9 protein-coding genes are annotated in these 8,864 nt (G+C 49.6%); 2 read left to right on the top strand and 7 right to left on the bottom strand.

Annotation, left to right across the window (positions count from 1 at the left end; genetic code table 11):
- Positions 1-174: 174 nt before the first annotated feature.
- The 7 genes from CSQ88_RS21305 to CSQ88_RS21275 form a co-directional block, all read right to left on the bottom strand.
- Positions 175-840 (bottom strand): MOSC domain-containing protein, encoded by a 666-nt coding sequence (locus CSQ88_RS21305; RefSeq protein WP_099400074.1) that lies wholly within the window; start codon positions 838-840, stop codon positions 175-177.
- A gap of 7 nt (positions 841-847) precedes the next feature.
- Positions 848-1,471, bottom strand: a complete 624-nt coding sequence (locus CSQ88_RS21300; protein WP_099400073.1) for a glutathione S-transferase family protein — start codon at positions 1,469-1,471, stop codon at positions 848-850.
- Entirely contained in the window at positions 1,471-2,673 is a 1,203-nt protein-coding gene (locus tag CSQ88_RS21295) for a YbfB/YjiJ family MFS transporter (RefSeq protein ID WP_099400072.1), read from the bottom strand. The genes CSQ88_RS21300 and CSQ88_RS21295 overlap by 1 nt, the downstream gene beginning before the upstream one ends.
- Positions 2,663-3,517 (bottom strand): hypothetical protein, encoded by an 855-nt coding sequence (locus tag CSQ88_RS21290; protein ID WP_099400071.1) that lies wholly within the window; start codon positions 3,515-3,517, stop codon positions 2,663-2,665. The genes CSQ88_RS21295 and CSQ88_RS21290 overlap by 11 nt, the downstream gene beginning before the upstream one ends.
- Positions 3,504-3,803 carry a hypothetical protein gene (locus CSQ88_RS21285; RefSeq protein ID WP_099400070.1) on the bottom strand — a complete coding sequence of 100 codons (300 nt, stop codon included), beginning with the start codon at positions 3,801-3,803 and terminating at the stop codon, positions 3,504-3,506. The genes CSQ88_RS21290 and CSQ88_RS21285 overlap by 14 nt, the downstream gene beginning before the upstream one ends.
- Positions 3,804-3,867: 64 nt before the next feature.
- Complete coding sequence (locus CSQ88_RS21280) at positions 3,868-4,509, bottom strand: FAD/NAD(P)-binding protein (RefSeq protein ID WP_099400069.1); 642 nt, start codon at positions 4,507-4,509, stop codon at positions 3,868-3,870.
- A gap of 419 nt (positions 4,510-4,928) precedes the next feature.
- Positions 4,929-7,712: a pitrilysin family protein gene (locus tag CSQ88_RS21275; RefSeq protein ID WP_099400068.1), complete on the bottom strand. Its 2,784-nt coding sequence runs from the start codon at positions 7,710-7,712 to the stop codon at positions 4,929-4,931.
- A gap of 246 nt (positions 7,713-7,958) precedes the next feature.
- Between CSQ88_RS21275 and CSQ88_RS21270 the strand changes: the two genes are divergently transcribed.
- Both CSQ88_RS21270 and CSQ88_RS21265 read left to right on the top strand, forming a co-directional pair.
- On the top strand, positions 7,959-8,414 hold the full coding sequence (locus CSQ88_RS21270; protein ID WP_099400067.1) for a MarR family winged helix-turn-helix transcriptional regulator: 456 nt from the start codon (positions 7,959-7,961) through the stop codon (positions 8,412-8,414).
- The gene (locus CSQ88_RS21265) at positions 8,411-8,746 is read left to right on the top strand and encodes an FUSC family protein (protein ID WP_099400066.1); all 336 of its coding nucleotides are present in this window, start codon (positions 8,411-8,413) and stop codon (positions 8,744-8,746) included. The genes CSQ88_RS21270 and CSQ88_RS21265 overlap by 4 nt, the downstream gene beginning before the upstream one ends.
- Positions 8,747-8,864 lie beyond the last annotated feature (118 nt).

Raw genomic sequence — 8,864 nt, 5'->3', positions numbered from 1 at the left:
CGTTTTGATACCTGCTTCGCCAGTTAAATATTGCTGAACGACAGAGAGCTTGAATTGCGTTGAGTACTTGGACATAAAAACACCCCAAAAATATGGACGGGTGTCCAACTTTTGGGGTGCAGTTCAGCGGCTGGCTCTGAAAAAAACCGGGCATTCCATATATGGGATGCCCGTTTACACCTGCTGCGCTTCAAGCCAGCTGATTCTGTCTGTTAAACGTACCCGCCATTCTTCTGCCAGCCCTGCTGTATTTGCAAGCACACTCAGTACGGCCGGATCAGGCCTGCGGCAAAGCACCTGCTCCCAAAAAGCCGCAATACTGCAGGAATGAGCCGGGCGAGATTGCAGCGTAATGGCCTGGCCTGCACTCATAAAGCCCGCTGTCAGCACCCGGGCATAGCATCCTGCCCGGTGCTGCTCCTGTAGTATTTTTGACAAATGTGGAACAGCAAAACGCTCATTGAGCTTCCAGCAGGGGCTTCGTGGCTGGCTAATCTGAAATACCACATCGCCAGCACGGTAAATATCGCCAATAAAGAAATCCTGATCCCTGCCGCCCTGGCAGGAAATATTCTCGCCCATACTGCCCGCAATCAATGGCTCTGCTGTATCAGGAAACATCTTTTGCAAAACAGCATAATGCTCAAAAGCAAATAAACTCAACGCGCGATCCGGCCCGCCATGGCTGCTAAGATCCACAATCTCATCGCCCGCCATCCCCTGGCCATCTGCCCATACAGGACCTTCCCTAAGCTGTTTTCGCAAACCACTGCGGTGGCCTCCTTCGCCAATCACACTGATTCCACCCGCAAAAAGAGCATGCACCAGCAGGGTTTGCATCTGATGTTTACAAAAGATGCAAAGAAGCGGGCTGTGCTTTAAGCCGCTGCGGTGTCGTCGCCACAAAGGACGGCCTGTTTTGATACGGAATCAGCCAGGCAAGTGTCTGCGGCCCTGCATGGGCCGCAAATAAATCGGGCAGCCTGAACCGGGTATATTCCAGCGCAACGGCAAGGCACAGATCCGGCAACGACAACAGAGCGGCCTCCTCTTTACCAGCCAGCAGTATTTCAAGATGCGCCAATGCCCTTTGCAAAGCGACAATGCCCCGCTCTGAAAGGGCGTGATCCGCACCGGAAAACCGGTCGTTAACTACTTTCTTAAACGCTGTTTCCATCAGCAGCTTGCCCAGTGCATAGCGCTGCAAACTCTTCACATCACGGGAAGGATGGCTCAGCCCGCCCTTGCCCTGAGCCAGCAGATAATCGCAAATAAACAGGCTTTCGTATAAAGCCTCCCCTTCTGTAATTTCAAGCGTGGGCACCAGCGAAAAAGGGTTGAGTTGTAATAATGATTCTGGGCATGCCCATGGATCAACCCACACAAAATCAAGCTGGCTCACGCCTGCTTCTAAAGCAGTAATCAGCACTAATCGTGAAAAAGGCGAGGTGTCATTTAAAAAAAGACGCATTAATGGCTTCCTTTCAGGCTTAGCTCAAGTGAAGGTTCAGGCTTGGGGTTCACCAGAAAAATACAGAGTGCAGAGAAAACCAGTGCAATCGCACTGATCAGAAATAAAGGGCGATAAGACGCAGCATTCACAGAAGCGGCCGCCATAAAATAACCCGCAAGTAATTGTGAAGCGGCAAAGCTGAATGTCATGACACTCCACGCTTTACGGTGTCTGGCGGCCCCCACACATTCAAGCATATAGGTCGAAATAATGGCCACAATGCCGGGGGTAAAAGCCCCCACCAAAAAGGATGATAAAAATAGTGCCGCCGGGCTGCTGCTGAATAAGGGCAAAGCCACTCCCGCAGCTTTTAGCAAAAAACACGCCATAAGGCAGCGCTTAAAGCCAAAATAGTCACCCAAAGTGCCGGTAATCAAGGGGCCAACGGCGGCTCCCAGCCCAAAGACGGCCCAGAAAAATCCCCCTGCAGCCAGTGGCATTTTCAGCTCACGAACAATGTAATCAATCCAGAACAGGGTATGGGGCAAATACCCCACCGCATTCAATACATAAGCCAGCAAGACCAGACACGCCGCCAGCCTGGCTTTCTTTGACATTGGCTCAAGCGATGCCGCCCCAGCTTTAGCCACGGCGGGTGCTTCCTGCCCCCACGCCCCCCATGTCAGGAGGGTTAACAACAAACAAATCGTGCCCATGCCCAGCCAGGCCGCAGCCACGCTCTGAGAAATCAGCAGAGGAATCAGTGTTCCCGATGCCATCGCCCCTAGGCCAATACCCGAAAAAACAATGCCGCTGACCTTGCCCCGTATCGCCTCTTTGTGCTGAATCACAATGGCAGGCGCCGCCAGCACCATCAGCATTGCGCCACCCACTCCCGCCATGGTCCGCCAGAAATAAAACCATGGCAGGCCGGTATTTTGCAACGCACAGGCCAGATAGCTCATCGAACAAAGCAGCATCGCCAACCGTAATAAAAACCTCAGCGAATACATTTTTGTTAAGTAATGAGCAAGCGGCGCGCCCAGCAAATAACCCGCCAGCGTGGCTACCCCCAGGTAGGATGCATCACTTTTTGAAAACCACCCAGCTTGGATCAGGGCAGGCATCAGGGCCACATAGGCAAAACGGCCAATCCCATTACCCACAAATGTGGCAGACAGCCCCGCTAAGCTCAGCCCATTCAAGGCCTTATTCCGCATGAGCAAGCTCTTTGCTGCGCGCATGTTTTTTTTCAATCATGGACAGCATCCGGGCCACGGCGCGCCCTGCATCGACAACCGCCGTAGAATTGACGCCCGGCCTTGGCACCACAAAGGTATAAAATTTGGCCCCTTCCGTGGGAATCCCCAAGGCCCAGGCATTGGCGACGGGCGATCCATCTGCGGCGATCAGATTAAAATTGCGGTCCACATCCATTCCGCCAGGATGAAAAGACCCGTTGTAAAACAAGCGTGCCTGACCACTCTTCAATAGCTGCTGCAACAGGCTGGATTCATCATCCTTAGGGCTGTGCATCGAGACTCTGGCCTTAATCAGTACATCCACCTTACATTGCTGAGGCCAGCGTTTAGCGCTCAGAATCAGGCTGTCGCCCTCTTTTTTGCACTCGGCCCCCGGCCCGAAATCGGCGGTAAGCACACCCGCCTGCATCAGGGCGAGCATCTCCTCGATTCTTTCTTTAGGCGGGCCAACGGCAACCCGGTTCATCACCGGCAAAAAGCTGGAATAAAGCCAGCGGTGCGATGCTTCTGTTAAACCAGCAAAATCAATTGCGGCCCGCAAATGATCGCGTAAATCCCGCAATACATCGCTTGCAGCCTTGATAGGACTATTGATATTGCCTTGCTGCGCCTCAAAAATATCCTGCCCCAGATACATCATCAGCCATGTTTTAAAGCTTTCATGGCTTTGCAAAGCGTCTGCAGAAACAGGGCTGACTAACTGCTCCCAGGAGAATTGCTCGTGCACAGGCACCTGCTCTGCAATCAGTTTTTGCCTTTCCTCAGCACTGGTGGCAAAAACAAAGCGATTACAAAACAGCATGGCTGCAATATGACCTTTTTTTTGTTTGATAGTAAGCCTCGTAATAGGCGTATTTCATATCATTAAGCAGCAGGGGCAAAATGGACTTAATAAAATCCAGCGGGCCCGTTTTTCGCAGCTCCAGCACTTTATCCATGGTCAGAAAACGTGGCCGGTATTGTCCGGAAACGCCTTTCTGATTAATCGCCCGGGCTGAAAGCGGCAGGCCGGAGCGTGAAAAAGCGCAAATTTTTGGCTCCTGCCCCGATGGGATATATTGCAGCGCACCCGTCACAGCCGCGCGCACAAACCGCCCCCCTCTGCCCACGGTTAAATATGAAAAAATATCAAATGTAGACAGGCCCAGTCCTTCAATGGCAACGGTGCAATCCGCAGGGATAAAAGCCAGCTTTTCTGCAATCGGATTGGGGGTCTGTCACAATGGCCGGCCCTGCCTGATGCTCATGCGGCGGCTTAGGCTTGGTATGCCCGGTGGTTAAAAAGAAATAATCCGCATGAAAGGATTGGCTCGTTTCTGTCAGTAAAGTCCATGCACCATCGGCCTGGCGCTGCACGCTTTTAATGGGCTCTTTACAGAACACGACTTTTAAATTTGCTGGCGCAAGATGCAAAAGATAGTGATAAACCCATTGCAAATACTCTCCAAACATACTTCTTGAGTAATAAGCATCAGGGCATATTGCGGCCGCGCCTTCTGCCCCCTGACTATCTGTCAGCCACTGATAAAACGAAGGCCCGCCAAGAATGGGGCCAGCATCTTTTACTGTTTCATCCGCAAACTGAGTGATTTGCCCGGCAACCGAGTTAACCAATAAATGATCGGGCTGGCTTGGCCAATGACAGCCCGAGCCAGGGTCTCTTGGATCAAAAAGATAAATCAGTAAATCTTGCGTTGTTTTTGCCAGAGCATGGGCAATGATTCTTTCCAGCACAGTGAGTCCGCGCGGCCCCATGCCAATAATTGCAATCTGAACTGCCTGCTTAGTTTTCACTTTTTTGCCCCTGCATTTTTAGAATTTTAGAAACAGAAATAAACACTGAAATAACAAGCAAAAACAACAGCACCACGCAGCAAAAGCCACCCATAGCTTGCTGGAAAAAACAATAAAACTTACTAATTTAGTAAATTAATTTTATGACGAATAGAAGACAATGGAAACAAAGTGCAAGTGTAAATAATACCAAGCAATAAATATGTAAGACCTAAGACAGTAAATATACTCATGCTTCAGACGAAAAAAAGCCGGCAATTTATGCCGGCTTTTACACTTAAAAAATAAAGAGAGCTGTACGTGGCGCTGGGTCAATGCTGATCGATTAAGTTTCGTCACATGGCGACAAAACCCGGTTCAGCCCCGGCACCACCATTTTGGAGCCGCCATTCAATCAGCGAGCCCGTAGCAGAAGCGGTCTATTTCTTATCAAAATCCCCCGCGTAAACCACAGACAGCCGGGCCGGATCGATATATTTCACCACCACCGCTTTAATTTGCTCCGGGCTGAGCGCTTTTAGCCTTGCTTCAAAATCAGCGCTAAATTGCATGGTTCTGCCCAAATATAAATTATTGGCCAAAGCACCCGCTAAACTGCCGTCCTGTGTGCGTGACAATTGCATTTGCTGCACAAAGCTTTCTTTACCCAGCTTAATTTCTGAATCGCTAAAACCCTCTTTGCGTACCCGTTCTATTTCTTCACGAATCCCCGCTTCCAGTTTGGCGCGGTTTTCCGGCGCGTAAATGGCGTAAGTTAAGAAACTACCCGATTCATCCTGGCTGGATACCTGCACATTTGAGCCACCACCGTAGCTGATGCCGTCTTTCTGGCGAATGCGCTCCATAATTCTGGAATTCATACTGCCGCCTAAAAGATAATTAGCAAAGGCCAGCGCAGGGTAATCGGCGTGCTGATCGCCCACAGGCAAGGCGATGCGGCCAATAAAAAAGGCATTGGCTTTGTCTGGTGTTTGTTGCTTGATATCCAGTGATTTATTTTCCTGGAACGGGCGTGCTAAGCGGGCGTAATCCTGTTTTGCATTCCAGCTGCCATATTGCTTAGCCAGCTGGGATTTAATAGCGGCCTCGTCAAAATCACCAACTATGGCAACTTCGGCGTGATTTGCCCCATAGAATGTATCCCAGAAAGACTTAAGATCACTTAACTTAACTGCATTTGTCTGCTCAATTCTTTGCTCAATCGGGATATAAGCGCGCGGATCACCTGCCGGCCATGTATTGAGTTTGCTTTTGAGTATATCCCCGGCAATCGCTTGCGGCTCTTTGCGTGATGCTTCCAGCTGAGCTAATTCCTGATTAATGAGCAAAGAGAACTCTGTTTCATCAAATGCGGGCTCACGTAAAGCGTCGTTTACTAAATCCAATACTTTTGGCAAATTGCCCTTTATGGTTTCCAGGTAAACCGATACACGATTCACATCTCCGCCAATTTGCAATTTGGCCTGCAGATTATTTAACTGCTCAGAAAATTGCTTGCTCGTGAGTTTTTTAGTACCACGATCGAGCATATCCGCAGTTAAGCTGGCAATAATTGCTTTGCCCTGCAGGTTTTTCTCGTTTCCCATATTAAATGACAAACTAGCCGAAACCGTATTCCCACGGGTAGATTTAGGCAGGAATGCGTATTTCATGCCATTGGCAAGCTGGCCGCTGTGAGTGCGCTGATCAATGTTTTTAGGTGAGGCATCAAAGCTTTCACCTGCGGCTACGGCTACGCCAGGTTTAAATTGCTTAAGCTGCTCGGCAATATCAACTTTGGCAGGCTTAGGAGCGCGCTTTGGATCCGCTTCCGGAATAAATTCACCAGTCGTGCGATTGCTGGCTTTTAGCCAGGTTTGTGCCACGCGCTGCACATCGGCTTTACTGAGTGCTTTAACCCGGTCTCTTAATAAGAATAATAAGCGCCAGTCGCCATTACCAATATGATCGGACAAAGCCACGCCCAATTGCTCCGGGCTGTTAAATACTTTGTTCATATCACTGTCTATTTTGGCTTTAGCCCTTGCCAGCTCTTCATCGCTGATTGGGTTATTTGCTAAATCCTCAATCGTATTAATTAATACTTTTTTAGCAACAACAATGCTTTGATCGTTTTTTTCAACCGGCACAATTGAATTTTGCTCACTGCGTAATTCAACCGCAAATAAAATAAAGCCCGGCTCTTCTAAATTAGCCGACCATGCAAACACGCCTGTACCTAATTTACTTTCAACCAATGATTTATAAAGGCGGCCATTGGGCGTATCGCCCAGAATAATCGATAGCGCTTCAAAAGCAGCATAATCAGGATGTGCCGCTGGCACGGTATGGTAGGCCGCACCCACAAACTGGCTGTCGCCCACACGGCGCACCACTACACTGCGCTCGCCATCCTGCACGGGGTCTAAGGTATAAGTGCTTTCAAGAATGCGCTTTGGCCGGGGAATCACGCCAAAATTCTTTTCAATCAGTTTCAGCGTTTGAGCGGTATCAAACGAGCCCGCCACCACCAGCACCGCATTATCCGGCTGATAGTATTTGCGCCAGAAATCCTGCAGGCGCGGAATGCTGACGTTTTCTACGTCGGTACGTGCCCCAATCGTGTCTTTACCGTAGTTATGCCATTGATAGGCTGCCGATAAAATGCGCTGAATTAAAATACGCGAAGCCGAGTTTTCGTTTTTTTCCATTTCATTACGCACAACAGAAAACTCGGTTTTCAGATCGTCGCCCGAAATACGCGAATTAACCATGCGATCGGCTTCCATCGAGATCGCCCATTCCAGCGTTTCTGGCTTGGCGGCAAAAGTCTCGTAGTAATTAGTGCGATCGAGCCATGTGGTGCCGTTAAATTGCACGCCGCGCTGGCTCATTTCTTCCCACAGCCTTGGATGCGCCTTACTGCCTTTAAACATCAAATGCTCTAAAAGGTGGGCCATCCCTGTTTCGCCGTAATTTTCATGCTTAGAGCCCACACGGTAAGTGATATTCACCGTGGTAATGGGTTTGCTGGCATCCGGCACCAGCAAGACTTTTAAACCATTACTTAACTCATATTCATTCATCCCCTCAACTGTACGGATGAGTTTAATCCCCGAAGCGGTGTGACTGCTTACTGGCGGCTTGGTGGCGGCGGGGCTGATGGCAGGCAGAAATGCAAGGGCAAGCGCTAAGCTTAAAAATGTTAGGCGGGAAGGCTTCATAGTTTCCATCTGGTTAAAAAAACAAGTGGCACATAATGACAAGGCAATAAACTTACTGGATTATGTTCATACTTCAGCACAAATTGAAAGTATTTAGCGGCTTACGCAGTAAATTTCTATCACTGTGAAGTAATGCTTCGTTTTTAAGTATATGTAAAACGTGCAGCAGAGCGGATGGCAATAGTGGGAAAGCCAAATGCCATAAAATTAGCTATCATACTAACTATTAGCTAAAGAGATAAATTCATGGGCCCCATCAAAGAGCAACTGAGCATCACGCTCCCCCACGAGATTACCCTGCTGTCGCGACTGTACCGCAATGCTGTGGATCAGTGCGCACATCGCTGCGATTTAAGTGTGGCGAGTACCTTGCCTTTGCTGCTGATCGGCCGCAACCCTGGCATCCGCCACGGCGTATTAGCCGAAATGGTCGGCATTGAAGCGGCTTCTTTAATCAGGGTAATTGATCGCCTCGTCAGCGACGAGCTGGTTGTGCGCACAGAAGACCAGCAGGACCGCCGCGCTAAAATTCTTTGTCTGACAGAAGCAGGCAAAGTTCAGGCCGGCAAAATTGAAATCTTGCTGGCAGGCTTAAGAGAGCGCGTGTTTGGCGGGCTGACGGTGGAAGATCTTGAAGCCTGCAACCGTGTTTTCAGCCATATCCGCCAGACACTGGAACAATACATAAGCGAGCAGCCGTGAAGCTTCCTTCGTTTGGTGAAATCTCCTTCTCGCTTAAAAGCTTTGCCGCCGCCATGCTGGCGCTGTATATCGCCTTCAGCATGGATTTGCCCCGGCCATTCTGGGCCATGCTCACGGCTTATATTGTGGCCCATCCTTTTTCAGGTGCGGTACGCTCCAAAGCGATTTATCGGGTGATAGGTACGGTGCTGGGATCGGTCGTAACCCTGCTGCTGGTGCCCAATTTAGTGAATGCGCCCGAATTACTGCTGCTGGCTTTGGCACTATGGATCAGCCTTTGCATCTATTTATCTTTACTGGACCGCACCCCGCGCAGCTATACCTTTTCCTGATTATGTCTCTTGCTCAATTAAGGCTTGAAATACCCCTCTTGGACAAGGTTTAGCCTGCATCACGGCTTTGAGTAATCGAGGAATCAGAGCGCACAGGTCTGCTCGACGATTGAAACGG

This window comes from Iodobacter sp. BJB302 (assembly GCF_002735645.1).
Classification (GTDB): Bacteria; Pseudomonadota; Gammaproteobacteria; order Burkholderiales; family Chitinibacteraceae; genus Iodobacter.
Note: the sequence above shows the minus strand (reverse complement) of the source record. Positions and strands in the feature narration are given on the sequence as shown.

Excerpts from the sequence above, each read along its gene's own strand:
- CSQ88_RS21275 (WP_099400068.1), bottom strand. The coding sequence starts at position 7,712 with ATGAAGCCTTCCCGCCTAACATTTTTAAGCTTAGCGCTTGCCCTTGCA.
- CSQ88_RS21300 (WP_099400073.1), bottom strand. The coding sequence starts at position 1,471 with ATGCGTCTTTTTTTAAATGACACCTCGCCTTTTTCACGATTAGTGCTG.
- CSQ88_RS21305 (WP_099400074.1), bottom strand. The coding sequence starts at position 840 with ATGCAAACCCTGCTGGTGCATGCTCTTTTTGCGGGTGGAATCAGTGTG.
- CSQ88_RS21270 (WP_099400067.1), top strand. The coding sequence starts at position 7,959 with ATGGGCCCCATCAAAGAGCAACTGAGCATCACGCTCCCCCACGAGATT.
- CSQ88_RS21290 (WP_099400071.1), bottom strand. The coding sequence starts at position 3,517 with ATGCTGTTTTGTAATCGCTTTGTTTTTGCCACCAGTGCTGAGGAAAGG.
- CSQ88_RS21295 (WP_099400072.1), bottom strand. The coding sequence starts at position 2,673 with ATGCGGAATAAGGCCTTGAATGGGCTGAGCTTAGCGGGGCTGTCTGCC.